This is a genomic window from Pseudoalteromonas sp. meg-B1 (assembly GCF_003173795.1).
Lineage (GTDB): Bacteria > Pseudomonadota > Gammaproteobacteria > Enterobacterales > Alteromonadaceae > Pseudoalteromonas > Pseudoalteromonas undina.
Window position 1 is genome coordinate 177,378 of the sequence record NZ_QGQU01000004.1, and the last position, 16,363, is coordinate 193,740.

A 16,363-nucleotide genomic window follows, 5' to 3' on the forward strand; every position below is an offset into this window, starting at 1 on the left:
TGCTATCTTGAATCCGTTAATAGCCAGTATTTATGTGACATGCCTGTATTTATAAAGTCTTTTTTTAATAAACATTTCCCAGCTCGTCAGCTGCTCATTCGCCAAAATGGTGAAGTAAAGCATGTTGTTTTGGCGCCTTGGTTACAGGTTTCTGTGCTTGCTATTATTTTCATTGCTATTGCATGGATCAGTGTTTCGAGTATCCGTGTTTATATGCAAACACACCAAATTTCTCATATCGAGCAAACTCAGCTTGATAAGCAAGTACAATGGCAACAAAAAGTAAAGCAACAGCAACAACGCTACGCATTGCAGCAAGAGCAGTTAGCTGAACTTGAACAAAAACAAGCTTTACTTCAAGGTATGATTGAATCACTCCCAGCTTCTATCAGCAAAGATGTAATAAAATTAGAGGGTGAGCTTGAATCTTCTCCTATTAATGAGAACGAAAGCGAATTTCATGAGCCGCTCGAAGAAGATAAAACACAAAATAAGCATGCACAAACCAGTTTTGAGCAGCGCTACATCATGCTAAATCAGCAGTACGATACTAATTTCACGTTATTGGCTGCGCAGATTAATCAGCGCCATGATGCGATTATAGAAATACTCAAAGGCACGGGTCTTGAAAATGCACTGGCACAACATCTCGCGTTAAGCACGCAAACAACGGCGCAAGGTGGCCCGCTAGATATACTCGATGAAAGTAAAATTCCTAGTAACTTTCTAGTCATTGCAGATAAGTTGTTATTGTTAAACCAGCTAGAGAGCTTTTTAACTGAGTTGCCAAGTACCCTGCCCTTACCTGCTGCAAAATATTATATTTCCAGTAATTTTGGACTTAGAAAAGACCCAATGAATAAAAGGCGCGCTTTTCATAAAGGCATTGATTTAGCTGGGTGGCATAAAACAGAAATTTTTGCCCCTGCCGATGGCACGGTTCGTCGAGCTGGCCGTAATGGCGGTTATGGTAACTTTATAGAGTTAGAGCATAAAAACGGTGTTGTAACGCGCTTTGGTCACTTAAACAAAATTAATGTTAAAAAAGGTCAATTAGTCACAAAGCACGATGTCATTGGCTTAATGGGCAGTACCGGAAGAAGTACAAGTACTCATTTACACTATGAAGTATTAATAGACGACAAGCATGTCAATCCACTAAAAATAACAAAGGCGCTTTCTCGTGTTTGGTAAAAATAAACAAGCAAAAACAGACTCATCTATTAAGAGAGTGAGTCACACTCCCTCAATCATTTCTAATGATGTGCGTATAACGGGCTCTTTGGTAAGCCAAGGTGAAGTACAACTCGACGGACGTATTGATGGTGACATTAAGGCCGAACATTTAGTGATTGGCACCTCAGGTGTTGTTGAAGGCGTTGTTGAGGCAAGCAGTGTCGTTGTTAAGGGTAAAATCATCGGCTCTTTAAATGCAAGTGAAGTAAAGATCGAAAATAATGCTCATGTACTTGGCGATATATTTCATGACACCCTGAGCATAGAAGCAGGTGCTATTATTGAAGGCAGTTTAAAGCAGCGCTTTGAAAAAGAAGTGATTGAGCATGCTAAAGATAAGCCAAAACCAGCTCACGACGTAAAAGCCATTGTTGATAATGAAGACAGCGGGCTTTCGTTTGTTAATAAGCAGCCTGCAGCTAAAAGCTAGCTACATTAGTTTATAATGGTTTAGCCTGCCTGTTGGCTAAACCATTAATCACCTCTTTAAAATCCCGTTAGCGGCTTATACACTTACTTTTTCTGTGTTATATACATGGTTATGTCTGCGGTAAAAACCAGTTCGTTACGCGTATTGTAAAGCTTTACCGGTACGACTAAATCTTCTTTATCAATCCATTGATGAGGCAAGTCAATTTCAGCGATAGCGGTAACATCAGTGTCTACCTTAGCCAGGTACTGTACTGTCATTCCCTTAGGGATCCAACGGTGGGTTTTATAAGGTACTGTTGCATCAACCATCACCCCCGCACACAGCTCAGCCAAATTACATTGTGCGATAGCGTGAATAGTGCCAATGTGATTGTGTACACGGCGTGTGTTTTTAACCACAGCACTACAGTGACCTGCTTTTAAATCTAAAATAGTAGGTTTCATAGAGCCAAAGTAAGGCGCTTTAAAACATACGGCTTTACTAAACAGCCAGTTACCAAACGGCAGCTTTTTAAATTTATGCCACGTTTTTATTAATGCAGACTCATTACTCATTATTGTTTTTCCATTGTCTTTGCTTAAAAAGCAAATTAACACATCGGATCAGTTTAAAGAAGTGTGATACTTAAACAAAAATAATCATAATAAAGTTAAAAGTAGGTAACATGTCTGATGCATCGGTCATAAGCCCTTTCTTTTTCATCAGTCGCCACTTAAAATACCGACAAAAGGAGACCTGATGCAAACACAGCCCGCTAAACCAAACTTAATTTTATTACTGATCTTAGCGTTACTCGTCATTTTTTGTCCTATGGGCATTGATATTTATTTACCTGCCTTTCCTACTATTGCAGAGCAATTTTCAGTGAGCGAAAAACAAGTACAACAAACGGTGGCTATTTTTATGCTTACTGTTGGTTTGGGGCAATTAATTGCAGGCCCTCTTGCTGATCGTTTTGGACGTAAGCCGGTAGCCTTAACCGGTGTAACTTTATATGGACTGGCGGCATTAGGTGCATACTATGCTCCTAGCTTTTTAATACTGATGTTTGCTCGTGCAATTCAAGGGTTAGGCGCATGCGCCACCTTTGTTGTTGCTTTTGCAATAGTAAGAGATAAGTTTGGTAGTGAACGCAGTGGCCAAATAATTACCTACCTAAACGGGATCGTGTGCTTTATTCCAGCGTTAGCACCCATTTTAGGTGCGTGGTTAACCGTGCAGTTTGGTTGGCAAATGAACTTTCTATTTCTAACTGGTTTTGCATTATTAGGATTTATTGTCACCTTATTATTGTTTAGAGAAACACGCCCAGTAGACAGCCATTACCAGGGGCATATCTTAGATCTAAGGCGCTTTATTCCTATTATTTCAACTCCGTTATTTTTATTTAATAGCTTGCTATGTATGGTCACTATGTCGGCTATATTAGTATTTGTAACATTGGCTCCTGGTTGGCTTATTACTGAATTAGGGGGCAGCGTAGCCGACTTTACCTTTTGGTTCTCGCTTAATGCAGTGCTTAGTATTCTTGCTAGCTTTATCATGCCTATTTACATTAAACGCCAACCAAAAAGAGCACTAAAAGCAGGTCTTGTGTTGTTAGTGAGTGCAGGCTTACTGATGCTAGTATTAAGCCAATATAAAACCCCATTAGCATTAATGATCCCTATGTTTATTGCTGCCTTTGGTTTTGCTTTAACACTTGGCTCTGCCGCTGGACGAGCTTTAAGTCTGTTCCCTAAGCAAGCTGGCACCGCCTCAGCTCTTTTAGGAGCGATGCAAATGAGTGGGGCAAGTTTATTGGTGTTTATTACTCAATATTTAAACTTATCTACACCCGAGCTTATAGGCACACACTTTTTATTATTAATTCCCTTTTCTTACTTACTATTTCGTTATACTAAATATGCTTAGGCGCTAAAGCGTTTTCTATTACTCTTCAATTTTGGCTAATTCAGGTATTACCTGATTAGCCGCCCCTAATTCAAATACAAATGTATATTTTTTGTTTAATATTGGCTATTTTAAAGTTAAATAGTTTTGTTTTTGTAGATAAAATAGCTTGTTTTCTGCTTTATATTATTTTACTGTCTGCTAAAGTTAACAATTAGTTAACCAATTAATTCTAGGATAATATAATATGAAAAAGAATAAACTCGCCTTAGCATTAGTTCTTACTGGTATTTGTTCAGCAGGTGCTGCCCAAGCTGCGAACGATCGCTTCATCATCCAAGTTGATAATAATAAAAAAGGTGTTGTTAAAGCGCTGACTAAAAAACTAGGTGGTGACATTAAAGTAGATGGCAATGGATTCATTGCAGCCAAGTTTACTGGACAAGATTTAAGTAGCTTAAAAGGCCTACTTAACAACCCGCATATTAAACTCATTGAAGAAGATCATAAGCGCGTTCCTATGTCATTATTTAACGATGATGTAGGTGATGCCATGCAGCAACAAATTACGCCATATGCGGTTTATCAATCACAGGTTGATCAAGTTACTTTTGATGCCAATGCAGGCATGAAAGTATGTGTTATCGATTCAGGCTTAGATAGCTCAAACCCTGATTTTGTTTGGGGTAACATTACTGGCGATAACGACAGCGGTACTGGAAATTGGTTTGATAATGGCGGTCCACACGGGACGCATGTCGCCGGTACGATTGGTGCTGCAGATAATAACCTCGGTGTTGTGGGTATGGCACCGGGTGTGGCAATGCACATTATTAAAGTATTTAACGAAGCGGGTTGGGGTTACTCATCTGATTTAGCTCAAGCGGCTGATTTATGTTCTCAAGCAGGTGCAAATATTATTAGCATGAGCTTAGGGGGCGGTGGCTCAAACAGTACAGAGTCAAATGCGTTTGCTAACTTTACTAATGCTGGCGGCCTTGTAGTTGCTGCAGCGGGTAACGATGGTAATAACGTACGTTCTTATCCTGCGGGCTACTCATCGGTGATGATGGTCGGCGCTAATGATGCCGATAATCAAATTGCTGACTTTTCACAATTCCCAAGCTGTTCATCTGGCCGTGGTAAACGCGCAACTAATGATGAAACAATTTGTGTTGAAGTAACTGCTGGTGGTGTTGATACTCTATCGACCTACCCTGCGGGCATGGCAACAGCAGCGAGTATGTCGGCTGATGGTACAGCATATAATTCATCAGCAATGGAAAATGCAGGTCAAATCACTGCGAGTACCTACTTTATGGGAACTGGCGAAACAGTTGATCCAGCGGCGGCTGGTAAAGTATGTATGATTGACCGCGGCGTTATTTCATTTTATGACAAAGTCGCTAACTGTGAAAACTCAGGCGGTGTAGGTGCGGTTATTATCAACAATGAAGCTGGCATGTTATACGCAACACTAGGTGATACCAACGATACTACAATTCCCGCTGTAGGCGCTGCATTTGAAGATCGTAGTGCATTAGTCGCTAGTACAAACGTGACAATTAATATTGGCGCAACTGATTATGGCTTTATGAGTGGAACGTCAATGGCAACTCCTGCGGTTTCAGGTATTGCTGCGCTAGTATGGTCTAATCATAGTGACTGTACAGGCACAGAAATTCGCGATGCGTTAAAGGCAACTGCGCAAGATCAAGGGGCTGCTGGTCGTGATGATTACTTTGGCTACGGTATTGTAAAAGCGGCTGACGCTGATGCTTACCTTACAGCAAACGGCTGTGCGGGTGGCGATACTGGTGGTGTTGATCCAGAGCCAGGCGTAGATGCTATCTCTCTTAGCGCTTCAGGTTACAAATCAAAAGGCACTAAATTTGTTGATTTAAGTTGGAATGGCGCGGCAACAAGCCAAGTTGATATCTACCGCAATGGTAACAAAGTCATTACCACTGCAAATAATAATGCCTACACCGACAGCATTAATACTAAGGGTGGCGGCACCTATACATATCAAGTGTGTGAAGCGCTGAGCACTACGGTGTGTTCAAATAATATCACCGTTAGTTTTTAATAAATTTAGCACTTCATTATGTTTAAAAGCATAACGACTAGTTTTAAAAGAACTTAGTATCCTCAACTTAGCGGGCAATATGCCCGCTTTTTATTTTCCTCATTGCTTGATAAAATCATTTACCACTTCTTTTTTGTACTATTTAATGATCAACCCCGACTTTTTGCTCTCATTTTTACTCGCTAGCTTTTTAATGGCCGTTGCGCCTGGACCATCAAACGCGTTTTTAATGGCGCAAACTTTTGCAAATGGGCGAAAAGCAGGTATGCAGAGTGCTTTTGGCTTTGCGTTAGGTGGCGTAGTACATACATTTTTTGCGGTTGTCGGTTTAAGCGCTATTTTAAAAGCTTCTGAAACTGCCTATGCCAGCGTACAATATGCAGGTGCAGCCTATTTATGTTACTTAGGGTTTATGATGCTTAAAGACACCTTTAAGCCCCCCATTTGCGAGCAAGAAGATAAGCCTCATGTTACCACCAGTAAAAACAAAAACGTGATGTTTCAAGCTATGATGACCGAAGTACTAAATCCTAAGGTGGCTTTGTTTTTTATTGCTTTTATCCCACAATTTGTAGACCCTAGCTTGTCATCTGCAACTTTTCAGCTGGCGTTTTTTGGGCTACTGTATCCAATCTTTGCTTTTCCTATCGACTGCACGTATATTTATTTCGGCGATAAAATAGCCCAGTTTTTTAAAAGTCACCCTAATAGCCAACTTTGGATAGATAGGTTCACAGGCATTGTATTTATTGCCTTGGCTATCAATTTATTACTCTAACTAATAAGAATCAGCATGGACCAAAAAATACAATCTCTTCCAGCTAAGAAAAACATAGCCCTTGTTGCACATGATGGAAAAAAAGCCGCGTTAAAATTATGGTGTGAAAAACACACTCCAATGCTAAGTAAACATAAGCTATACGGCACTGGTACAACCGGACATTTAATAGAAAAAACCACCGGTTTGAATGTCGTGCAATTACTCAGTGGACCTATGGGGGGTGATCAGCAGCTTGGTGCTAAAATAGCGGAACATGAAATTCATGTGTTAATCTTTTTTTGGGATCCTCTGGCATCTCAGCCGCACGACCCCGATGTAAAAGCATTGCTTCGATTAGCCGCAGTGTGGAACATTCCTGTTGCTTGTAATGAAGTAAGCGCTGATATGTTACTAAGCTCTCCCCTTATGGACACCGAGTTTGAGCGTTCTTTGCCAGATTACGAAAAGTACCTCGCAACCCGACAAATCTCTTTATAACAGCTTATTTATAAAGCATACTCGCCCATTTAGTCAGACCAGCGGTGACACTGCCAAAGTGATCACCGTTAACCATTTTAATGTCACCTAAGTGGGTTTTTAAAGCCGCTTTGATCAGTGGTGATTGCGCGCTACCACCCGTTAAATAAATTACATCTGGGGTGGTGTTTGCATCTGCAATGGCCTGTTTTGCTAATGTCACTATTTGGCTAATACTATCGTCAACGGCTAATGCTAATTCATTAATAGAAATATCTTTATCAAGTGATGAATCTAAAAATGTTAAATCACAATTAAAGTTTTCAGACGAGCTTAGTGCAATTTTTGCCGCTTCAGCTTGTTGAACTAATTGATGACCTTGCTTATTTTGCTGTAAATGGATGAGCCGTTTATATAAATCGGGCGCACTCACATCGCGTAGCTGTGCACTCAGTTCACGATAATGCTGAGCACTATAAAACTGACTTTGTAAATTCACATCGTTAATTTTACATGCTTGCCAAAATGCCTGGTTAGGTAATGGTAAACCCGATTTAAAAGTACTCCCTAAACCAAGTAACGGCATCAAACCATGATAGCTCAGAGCAATATCTAAATCATTACCGCCTACTCGCTTTCCGCTATGTGCTAAAAAGTCTGCGTCTCGTTGTTGTTTATTCCTAAAACTTGGCCCCATTTGTACAAATGAACAGTCACTTGTACCACCACCAATATCTATTACCAGCACTTTTTGGTCTTGCGTTAAATCACTTTCATAATCAATCCCGGCGGCAAGTGGTTCATATAAAAATTCCACATCTTTAAAGCCTGCTCGGTTTGCTGCACGTGTTAAAATGCCCACGGCTTGTTGGTTTGACTGCTCACCACCAACTGCTTGAAAATTCACTGGGCGGCCAATAACAGTCTGGCTCAGCGTATACCCTAACGATGATTCGGCACGTTGTTTTATTTTTAAAATCATTGCAGTGGCAATATCTTCAAAAAAATTAATTTGTCCTTGCTTTAAACCAGTAGCGCCAAAAAATGATTTAGGGGATTTTACAAAATAACCTTCTTCAGGAAATTGCACATATTCACTAATCGCCTCTCGGCCGATGAATAGAGTCTCGTCGCCGGCTTGTAGGTCTAGGTCTGATTTAATTCGCGCAAGCGTATTAAATAATGGTTGGCGCGCGGTTTTATAGCCATGCTCATGCTCTGAGCCCTGCAAGTGCTGCGCTACAAAATCAACGACTAAGGCACTATGATGTGTGTATAACGTTGATGGAAGATAATGTTTGCCTTGCTCTAAAGGAATGAGCTGAACACGCTCTTCGTTTAAAACACCCATAGCACAATTAGAACTACCATAATCAAAACCAACGAACATAGATCACCAAACATCACTAAAAAGGCCGCGCAATTTAGCATAATTGCTAAAAAATATATACTGAATTGGCCTACACTCGTTATTTTTCGGGTCTTTCCCGTAAGAAGCTGGCAAAACGCGGCAAGCCATTTTTAGTGTACCCGTGGTATCGATAAGTAATTGTTACGCCTATAGCTGGCGGATACTTTCGCTCTTTATCGCTAAAACCCGTACCAATAGAAAATGTCAGCCCTTGTTTTGTCTGTACTTTCAATGCGCCAAGCATTCCTGCGTATTTACCTTTACCCGGTAAATGTTCAATCACTAACGCTTCGGCATCTAAATAAGGCTTGAGTTTTAACAATGCACTAGAGCGACCAGTTGTATGCTTAGCCTCTGCTAAATGAAGCATAACGCCCTCGCCGCCTTGTTTAGTAACCTGATTAAAATAATTACTGAGTTGCTGATTGTCGCTAAATTGATATTGCTTAACCGCTTTAATATGGGGACTATTTAGCTTAGTAATAAGTGACAAGTAATTTTGATAACGACGGTGAAAAGGCATGCTTGTATCTGGCATATCAAACACCTGATAAGTAACGGTTTGCCATTGCAAATCGTTGGGTATTTTTGTTCTGACAATACCACTGAGTACAGAAAATTGACCTCGTTTGGTCCATAACTCACCATCTAACCAAATATCTGGCAAAGGAGCGGTAAACCACTCAGGCGGGTTTATGGAGTTGCCTTGACGGGTTACAAACTGCTTTCCCGTCCAGATTGCTCTAACTCCATCAAACTTTTCACTCACCAAGTATTGGCGAATATCCTCATGCTTAGTTTCATCGTAAACATTAGCAAGTTGCACTGGAGGCAATTGCGCCAATAAGCTAGCACTAAAAAGGATTAAAAAAGTAAACAGCGTTGCTTTAATCATCACCATTGCTGCATCCTTGCAAATTTTAATATGGCTTAAACTATAGTTGAGATTGAAGCCATTGCCAAAATTCTTCAAGGCTTTGCATTTGCTGTGTTGCTTTACTAAAATCGTGCTTCTGTGTATGTTTATTAGCGATAGCGACTACAGCTAAAGCAGCATTATTCGCTGCGGTTACACCGGTGAGAGTATCTTCAACGGCAATCGCATTTTGTGCAGCAACCTGCATACTTTTAAGTGCTAATAGATAGGGATCACCGGCAGGCTTTGGATTAATTACATCATCTTTAGTTACCACGGTATCGAATAAATCATAAAACCCTAATCCTTTTAGTATTGGCTCTGCTTCATGCCTTGCGCTGCCTGTTACTAACGCCATTTTTAAACCTTGCTCTTTAGCCGCTAATAGAACATTTTCAGCATAAGGCATTAAAGGCGGTAAATTGGTTTTAACGTACTCACTAAATAAACGATATTTTTCATCCGCTAAATAGCGGCTACTTACAGACAAGTTATGAACTTGTTTTATTTCCTTTGCAGCGTCAATAGTGGGACGTCCCGAAAAGCGCCGACAAAAATCATCTTCTTTATAACACACACCAAAAGGCGCAAGTAATTGGCTCCAGCAGTTATAGTGCACACTTTCCGAGTCAACTAAAGTGCCATCCATATCAAATAATACCGCTTCAATTGACATACTTTTCTCCTGGTTATTTAACCTAAACTTTGGGTAATAAAAAAGGTGCCTAGGCACCTTTTAATAATTTGTGTTACTCAGCCAAACCTGCTGGCGGCTCAGCATAAGCGTCTTCGCCGGTATCTACATCAACTAACTCATAACCTCGGGCTTTGCGCATTACTTTAAGTATCGGCTTTTCGAAGGCGGTTTTTAAGCGCTCAGCATCATCTTTTAACGCATCTAATGTGGTTCCAAATGGTGCGGCACCAGTCTCTGACCAGTTAGTTACTTTACCGTTTAAGTTATATTCCACTTCGTGTATTTGATATTGCGCCGCTTCATCTTTGGTTGCTTCACAATAAATTACACGGTAATTCCAAAATCCAGCCATTACTTTTTCTCTTTAATAAACATATGGGCGCTACTTTAGCAGCTCTACAAAAATAAAAAAGCCTGCACTAGGCAGGCTTTTATCAATAATTACAATTTAACGTTAAATTTATCGATTAGAAAAAGTTAACTTTAAATTCAGCGCCAATATAACGCTCTTCGTTAACCATGGCTGTATTGTTGTTAAAATCAACACCACCAATTGCTTGCTGCTCGTCAAACATATTACGCACGAATGCTGATACTTCATATTCGTAGTCGCCTTGCGCCCATGCATAACCGGCACGTAGACCAACTTCAGTTAGTGGCTTACCTTCAAACTCAACTGATTCATATAAGAAAAAGTCAATTTCACTGCGGTACGACACATCAGCGTAAGCAAAGAAATCACCTTCAGCGAGTTCTTTAGTGTAACGAAGTGTGATGTTAGAGATCCACTCTGGTGCATGCGGTAAGCTGTTACCATCTAAAATAGCACGATCTTCAGGACCAAATGCACCTGGTACTTGGAAGGTAGGATCAGTAACAGTACACTGTGCACACACTGCAACGGCTAAATCTTTGTCTTTAAGCTCTGTTTTGTTGTAGCTTAAATTAAACGTTGCATTTAGTTCATCCGTTAACACCCACTCAGAATCAATTTCGAAACCGTAGCCAGTTGTTTTATCAGCATTTAATAGGCGGTTAAAGTTAGCACCACCACCTACAGCAGTTAGCTGTTGGTCATCCATAGTGTAATAAAATACGGTTGCATTTACGCGGCCTTGGCCATCTAACACATCAGATTTAATACCTGTCTCGTATGACGTAACAGTTTCTGAATCAGCAACGGTTACTTCATCACCAAATAAGATACGACCCTGAAGACTTGGTGCACGGAAACTGTTAGCAATACGACCATACCAGTTTACGTCATCGTTGATTTTGTAGTTAGCTGATAAATCCCAGCTTACGTGATCATCGCTAACATTTTTTTCAATGTAAGTAGCAGCACCACCTACAGGGCTAAGCGTACGATTTGCTGAGAATTCTTTCTCATCGTCTGAATAACGAAGGCCCGCGGTTACTTTCAAGTCATCAGTAATGGTGTAATCAACTGAGCCGAATACAGCCCATGCTTTAGTATCTTGCTGCTGACTAACAAAACCGTTTAATACGCCATTATTGGCTGTATCATAGCTAAAGTTTTCAATCGTTAATGCTTCGTCGAAGTAAAAAACACCCACCTGGTAATTTACGTCACCGGCAAAGTTGCTTGATAAGCGAAGTTCTTGCGTGTATTGGTCTTGATCTGGAATACCATCAGCACTTTCTGAAGAGAAAGGAATAAAACCAGGGCCCATTGCAACTGGAACATCATTGATAGAGAACCCACCGTAGCCGCCATCGATGTCAGCACGAGAGTAAATTTCTGCACTTTCCCAACCAGAGATTGACGTTACTGTATGGTTAGCTAAGTCCCACTCAAGCTTAAGGCTTGCACCTTGCGATTCAACTTGCTGCGTCGCACGAGATGCGGCATCGTGATACACCACGTCATTTTCAAAACCATCAACTAAATCGTTAGTACCAGGTTTGATAGTGTTAGCACGAAAGGCAATTGGAGAGCCATCTAAATCACGAACATGGTAATTAAATAATCCAGTGAAATCGTCACCTTCATATAAAAATTGAATACGGGCTGCTTGTTCAGTGTAACCACCTAAGGCATCTTTTTGCTCAAAACCTGGTGCACGATTATCAATGTAATCGTCTTTATCTTGCCAAAGTACTGAAACACGTGTTGATAAACGATCTGTTAATGAACCACCAACAGCACCTTCAAAGTCAACAGCACCACGACTACCGTAAGATACAGAGCCATAGCCTTCAAATTCTTGACTTGGTTTTACGGTATCAAATTTAACTAGACCAGCCGGTGTATTACGACCAAATAATGTACCTTGAGGACCACGAAGCACTTCAACACGTGCTACGTCAAATACAGGGAAACCTTTTAAGATTGCGTTTTCTTGTACAATTTCATCAACCACAAGCGACACTGGTTGCGAAGCATTCAAATCGAAATCAGTGTTACCAAGGCCACGTACATAAAAGCGTGGGAATGAACGGCCAAATGAAGATTCAATAGATAAACTTGGGATTTTCGCATTCATAAAACGAATATCCATACCAGCTGAGCTGTAAGCATCTAAGCTATCGCCTTGCAGGGCTGAAACAGCAACAGGCACTTCTTGAGCGTTTTCTACTCGTTTACGAGCAGTAACTTGAATAACTTCTAGTTGGTTCTTCTTAGCAGTAGTTTCTTGCTCAGCAGCTACGGCTGAAATTGACGTACCTGCTACGGCAGAGAACAACGTTGCATTGATAAGGGTTGCTAACGTAGATCTTTTCATTGCTTTCATGTCGGGGTTAACCTTTTTAGTGCACTCTTGTTCAACGGTTGATGTGTTGCGCAATTAAATAATTACGGATTCAGTCAATTTTTCGCGACTTGCTCTATGCGGCGCGGACCTTATTACCGAGAGTACAAAAACGGCATAAATAAGGCTGACTGAATGCGCGAGATTATATCATGCTGTAATATATTTACCGCATATTGAACACTAAAAAATAAACTTATTTTTAACACTTAACCGCACTATCCCGACATTTAGTGTACTTTTAGCAACTAAACAACCAAAAAGCGGACATATGTCCTTACATTGAGTTGTTAAAAAATATAGCGAAATAACGCGACACTTTTTTAAATACTACTTTTTCACTAATGAGCGTTTAAGAACAATTTCACCATCAATATGAAGATCTCGCTGCGGGAATGCAATAACCACATCGTGTTGTTCAAACACTTCATAAATCCTAAAACGAATATCACTGCGGACTTGTCTTAATCGAGTTTCTGATTCAGCGCAGACCCAAAAAATAGCATTAAAAACTAGCGAGCTATCTGCAAAATCATCAAACAATACGGTTGATTGAGGCGTTGCCAGTATTGCCTCATGCTCATCTAATACTTGCTGAATTAACTTTTTAACTAATAACACATCAGAGCCATAAGCTACGCCTACGCTCACAGATGAGCGCGCATTACCGTCAATAAGCGTCCAGTTGGTTACAGTGTTTTCTAATAACTGGCTATTGGGTATCAGCATATGAACACCGTCGTTCCTGCGAATACGAGTAGAGCGAGTATTAATCGTTTCAACCACCCCTTTTGCAGTGCCAACCTCTAAAAAGTCACCAATACGGATTGGCCGCTCCCACATTAATATCCAGCCACTAATAAAGTTATTAATAATATTTTGTGCACCGAACCCCACACCGATGGCAATGGCACCCGATACAAAGGCAAATGCGGTTAGTGGAATGTTAAGCACCTCAAGGGAGGTAAAAAGTAAAATCGCAATACTTAAAATGAAATAAAAACGCGTGAATAAATGCACTGCATCTGGGCTCATTTTTCGTGCAAGTAATGACTTTTTAATTAACTTGCCAATCTGAGTCACCACAACCCACATAGTAAACAAAATTAGGGGTACTTGAATTACTTTTGCCACGGTAATGTGAATGTCGTTGTAGCTAAACAATACGAAGGCGAGAATGTGATTAATTTGTTCTAAGTTCATTGATTTTCCATGTATAAGGTCGCACACAAACGATTATTTTTATGCGCTAATAATACCCCAAGTTTAGCATGCGGTTAGCTTAAATACGCAGCAACAAACTTAAAGCTAATTGCATAATTGCTGTATTTTTCTACTTTTTTATTTACATACCGAGTTTTTATCACCTAATTTGCGTTTAAATCCCGCTTTAAATCGATAAACTTTGTTGTATATAAGTCAAAATTTGGTAAGTTAACTGGGTTTTCGACTCGAAAAGCCTATTTCGGCTACTATTTTTTATGGAGTTATTATGCGTAAAACACTGATCGCCACTACGATTGCTAGTGCACTTTTATTATCTGCCTGTTCTTCTGAAAGCACCCAAGAAACAAAACAACAAAGCACAGCACAAGTGCAAGATATCAACGCAAGCAATGTATTATTTAAACCAAGCCCATTGCAATACATGGCTCCTGAGTTTGATAAGTTTGGTACCACTGAATACGAAGCTGCATTTGATGCAGGTATTGCACAACATAATGCAGAAATTTTGGCAATTGCCAATAATCCAGAACCAGCTACTTTTGAAAATACCTTGGTAGAAATGGAACTTGCTGGTGAACTATTAAACCGCGCATCAGCTGCATTTTACAACTTATCAGGTCTTATCTCTAACGATGAGTACCAACGCATTGATAAAAAAATGGCGCCTGTGTTCTCAGCACACTCTGATGACATTTACCTAAATGGTGCATTATTCGAACGTGTACAAACAGTATACGACAACAAAGATAAGTTAAGCGCTGAAGATCAACGTCTTGTTGATTTTTACTACAAACAATTTGTTAAAGCCGGTGCTAAATTAAACGATGCTGAAAAAGCAAAAATGCGTGAAATTAACGCTGAGCTTGCAAAGTTATCAACAGAGTTTTCTCAAAACGTATTAAAATCGTTTAAAGAAGACGTCATTTTAGTAACAGATAAAAGCAAGCTAGCTGGTTTATCTGAAGGTGAAATTGCAGGTCTTGCAGCAGCTGCTAAAAAAGCAGGCAAAGATGGCTACATGATCACCCTAGTGAACACCACACAACAGCCTATTTTATCTAGCCTTGAAAACCGTGAACTGCGTGAGCAGATTTTTAAAGCATCAACCAACCGTGCAGCTAAAACCAACGGCCCTATCATTATTAAAGAAACTAACCTACGTGCACAAAAAGCAGAACTGTTAGGCTTTAAAGATTGGGCTTCGTATGTAATGACTTCACGCATGGCTCAAACCACTGATAACGTGTACGGTATTTTAGATGACCTAGCGCCAAAAGCAGTTGAAAAAGCGCAAGCAGAAGCAAAAGCGATTCAAAAAGTAATTAACGATTCTGGTGAAAGTTTTGAACTAAAACCATGGGATTGGTCTTTCTATGCAGAAAAAGTGCGTGCTGAAAAATACGACCTAGATCCAGCCTTAGTTAAGCCTTACTTTGAAATGCAATCGGTTATTCATAACGGTTTATTCTTTGCAATGGAAAAACTTTACGGCATTACATTCAAAGAGCGTAAAGACCTACCGCTTTATCACGAAGACGTCATGGCGTTTGAAGTATTTAACGCTGATGGCAGCGCAATAGGCTTATTTTACATGGACCCATATGCACGTGAAGGTAAACGTGGCGGTGCATGGATGAGTGCATACGTAAGCCAAAGCGGCTTAAAAGGCACAAAACCGGTTATTTATAATGCACAAAATATTCCAAAGCCAGCAGAAGGCGAGCCAACGTTAATGACGTTTGACGAGGTGTCGACTATGTTCCATGAGTTTGGTCATGCAGCACACGGTTTATTCTCTGACGTTAAATACCCAAGCCTAGCAGGTACTGCTACAGCGCGTGATTTTGTTGAATTTCCATCACAAGCACATGAAGACTGGATGATTGAGCCAAGTGTATTAGCTAACTACGCTAAGCATTACAAAACAGGTGAGCCAATTCCTCAAGCACTACTTGATAAAGTACTTGAGTCGCAAAAGTTCAACCAAGGTTTTGGTACCACTGAATATTTAGCTGCAGCACTACTGGATATGGAATGGCACTCATTTGGTTCTGACAAAAAAGTAACTGATGTACAAAAGTTTGAAAGTGAAGCGTTAAAGGCACACGGTATTGATTACTACCCTGTGCCACCTCGTTACAAATCAAACTACTTTAGCCATACGTTTGCAGGTGGTTACTCAGCAGGTTACTACGCTTACCTATGGACTGAAGTATTTGCCGCTGATGCCTTTGCTCATATGGAAAACAATGGTGGCTTAACGCGCGAAAATGGCGATAAGTTCCGTAAAGAGATCCTATCAAAAGGTAACAGCCGCGACTTAATGCAAAGCTACATTGAGTTCAGAGGCCAAAAACCAACGACTGATGCATTGCTTAAGCGCCGTGGTTTAGTTGATTAATTAATATTTTTAATCAACTGATATAAAAGCCCGCTTGCGGGCTTTTATT

The 16,363-nt window shown here is 40.3% G+C and carries 14 protein-coding genes; 7 read left to right on the forward strand and 7 right to left on the reverse strand.

Annotation, left to right across the window (positions count from 1 at the left end; translation table 11 throughout):
* The first annotated feature begins 39 nt into the window (after positions 1–39).
* Entirely contained in the window at positions 40–1,194 is a 1,155-nt protein-coding gene (locus DK924_RS14900) for a M23 family metallopeptidase (RefSeq protein WP_055011704.1), read from the forward strand.
* Positions 1,184–1,666 (forward strand): polymer-forming cytoskeletal protein, encoded by a 483-nt coding sequence (locus DK924_RS14905; RefSeq protein ID WP_008109555.1) that lies wholly within the window; start codon positions 1,184–1,186, stop codon positions 1,664–1,666. Before DK924_RS14900 ends, DK924_RS14905 begins: the two co-directional genes overlap by 11 nt.
* Positions 1,667–1,749: 83 nt before the next feature.
* Here DK924_RS14905 and DK924_RS14910 read toward each other — a convergent pair whose 3' ends face one another.
* A complete protein-coding gene (locus tag DK924_RS14910; RefSeq protein ID WP_008109556.1) occupies positions 1,750–2,223 on the reverse strand; it encodes a hotdog fold domain-containing protein in 474 nt (157 codons plus the stop codon).
* A gap of 184 nt (positions 2,224–2,407) precedes the next feature.
* On the opposite strand from DK924_RS14910, the gene DK924_RS14915 reads away from it, so the two are divergent.
* From DK924_RS14915 to DK924_RS14930, 4 genes are all read left to right on the forward strand, one after another.
* Positions 2,408–3,583: a multidrug effflux MFS transporter gene (locus DK924_RS14915; RefSeq protein ID WP_010391252.1), complete on the forward strand. Its 1,176-nt coding sequence runs from the start codon at positions 2,408–2,410 to the stop codon at positions 3,581–3,583.
* Between the two features lie 226 nt (positions 3,584–3,809).
* A complete protein-coding gene (locus DK924_RS14920; protein WP_109875557.1) occupies positions 3,810–5,651 on the forward strand; it encodes a S8 family serine peptidase in 1,842 nt (613 codons plus the stop codon).
* A gap of 145 nt (positions 5,652–5,796) precedes the next feature.
* Positions 5,797–6,429: a LysE family translocator gene (locus DK924_RS14925; RefSeq protein ID WP_010391250.1), complete on the forward strand. Its 633-nt coding sequence runs from the start codon at positions 5,797–5,799 to the stop codon at positions 6,427–6,429.
* Between the two features lie 15 nt (positions 6,430–6,444).
* Complete coding sequence (locus DK924_RS14930; protein WP_008464686.1) at positions 6,445–6,909, forward strand: methylglyoxal synthase; 465 nt, start codon at positions 6,445–6,447, stop codon at positions 6,907–6,909.
* A gap of 4 nt (positions 6,910–6,913) precedes the next feature.
* Here DK924_RS14930 and yegD read toward each other — a convergent pair whose 3' ends face one another.
* From yegD to DK924_RS14960, 6 genes are all read right to left on the reverse strand, one after another.
* Positions 6,914–8,278: a molecular chaperone gene (gene yegD, locus DK924_RS14935; protein WP_109875558.1), complete on the reverse strand. Its 1,365-nt coding sequence runs from the start codon at positions 8,276–8,278 to the stop codon at positions 6,914–6,916.
* Between the two features lie 79 nt (positions 8,279–8,357).
* Positions 8,358–9,200, reverse strand: a complete 843-nt coding sequence (locus DK924_RS14940) for a DNA ligase (RefSeq protein WP_109875559.1) — start codon at positions 9,198–9,200, stop codon at positions 8,358–8,360.
* A gap of 34 nt (positions 9,201–9,234) precedes the next feature.
* Positions 9,235–9,891, reverse strand: a complete 657-nt coding sequence (locus tag DK924_RS14945; protein WP_109875560.1) for an HAD family phosphatase — start codon at positions 9,889–9,891, stop codon at positions 9,235–9,237.
* A gap of 73 nt (positions 9,892–9,964) precedes the next feature.
* Positions 9,965–10,264: a hypothetical protein gene (locus DK924_RS14950; RefSeq protein WP_008109576.1), complete on the reverse strand. Its 300-nt coding sequence runs from the start codon at positions 10,262–10,264 to the stop codon at positions 9,965–9,967.
* Between the two features lie 115 nt (positions 10,265–10,379).
* Entirely contained in the window at positions 10,380–12,668 is a 2,289-nt protein-coding gene (locus DK924_RS14955; protein ID WP_054202099.1) for a TonB-dependent receptor, read from the reverse strand.
* 348 nt (positions 12,669–13,016) lie between these two features.
* Entirely contained in the window at positions 13,017–13,889 is an 873-nt protein-coding gene (locus DK924_RS14960) for a mechanosensitive ion channel family protein (RefSeq protein ID WP_055011699.1), read from the reverse strand.
* Between the two features lie 289 nt (positions 13,890–14,178).
* Between DK924_RS14960 and DK924_RS14965 the strand changes: the two genes are divergently transcribed.
* Positions 14,179–16,314: a M3 family metallopeptidase gene (locus DK924_RS14965; RefSeq protein ID WP_054202097.1), complete on the forward strand. Its 2,136-nt coding sequence runs from the start codon at positions 14,179–14,181 to the stop codon at positions 16,312–16,314.
* Positions 16,315–16,363: the final 49 nt, after the last annotated feature.